Annotated in this window: 3 protein-coding genes; all 3 read right to left on the bottom strand. The window is 27.1% G+C overall.

The window, feature by feature from the left end; all coding sequences use genetic code 11:
• A partial coding sequence (locus AM629_RS21285) for a DUF1240 domain-containing protein (protein WP_054481791.1) occupies positions 1–372 on the bottom strand: 372 nt, incomplete at its 3' end.
• Positions 373–409: 37 nt separating this feature from the next.
• Positions 410–811 carry a DUF1240 domain-containing protein gene (locus AM629_RS21280; protein ID WP_054481788.1) on the bottom strand — a complete coding sequence of 134 codons (402 nt, stop codon included), beginning with the start codon at positions 809–811 and terminating at the stop codon, positions 410–412.
• Between the two features lie 37 nt (positions 812–848).
• Positions 849–902: a DUF1240 domain-containing protein gene (locus AM629_RS22900; protein WP_083451976.1), complete on the bottom strand. Its 54-nt coding sequence runs from the start codon at positions 900–902 to the stop codon at positions 849–851.
• Positions 903–914: the final 12 nt, after the last annotated feature.

The following is a 914-nucleotide window of genomic DNA, read 5'->3' as shown; positions in this document are numbered from 1 at the left end:
GGTATTAGGTGACGCCCAGGATATTCTTTTACATACCAAATAATTCTCACTTTTTAATTTATAATCCACATAAAAAGATAGGGGTAAACTTAAAATAAATGAAACAATAGCTATCACCAAAAAATAGTTAATTAAACTATCGTAATGTTTCGGATAGCGATTTGTTATATTAAGGAAAATAACAGAAACTATAAGGTATGAAAGAAAAGGAAAAGAAAAAAATATTATAAAAACAGGACCTGAGAATGTTATTTTATCTTCCATTTTAACTAAGGAAATTAAATTTCCCCCAGTCAAAAAGAAACCTGATAGCGCTAAAATAAAAATAGTAAAAGCGCTGATGATATGCATAATCTTTTTTTTATTTATCATAACCCCTCCAGTTATGCAGAAATTAAACACAATAATATTAATCACATAGTTTAATGTCTTTTACATAGGTATTAGGTGACGCCCAGGATATTCTTTTACATACCAAATAATTCTCACTTTTTAATTTATAATCCACATAAAAAGATAGGGGGAAACTCGAAAAAAATGAGATGATAGTTATCATCCCAAAACATTTAATAAAATTATCGTGATGTTTTGGCCAGCGATTTTTTATATTAAGGAAAATAACAGAAACTATAAAGTATGAAAGGAAAGGAAAAGCAAAAAATAGCATAAAAACAGGACCTGAGAATATTATTTTATCTTCCATTTTAACTAAGGAAATTAAATTTTCTCCGCTAGAAAAAAAAGTAAATAACGTTAGAATAATAAAAGAAAAAGCGCCTATAATATGTAGGATCTTTTTTTTATTTACCATAATTCACCCAGTTATGAAGAAATTAAACACAATAATATTAATCACATAGCTTAATGTTTTTTACATAGGTATTAGGTGACGCCCAGGATATTCTTTTACATAC

It is taken from the genome of Photorhabdus heterorhabditis (assembly GCF_001280945.1).
GTDB lineage: Bacteria > Pseudomonadota > Gammaproteobacteria > Enterobacterales > Enterobacteriaceae > Photorhabdus > Photorhabdus heterorhabditis.
The sequence above is the reverse complement of the archived record's forward strand: the minus strand, read 5'-3'. Positions and strand labels throughout refer to the sequence as shown.

What these genes read in the sequence shown, in the direction of transcription:
- AM629_RS21280 (WP_054481788.1), bottom strand. Translation starts at nt 811, where the DNA reads ATGGTAAATAAAAAAAAGATCCTACATATTATAGGCGCTTTTTCTTTT.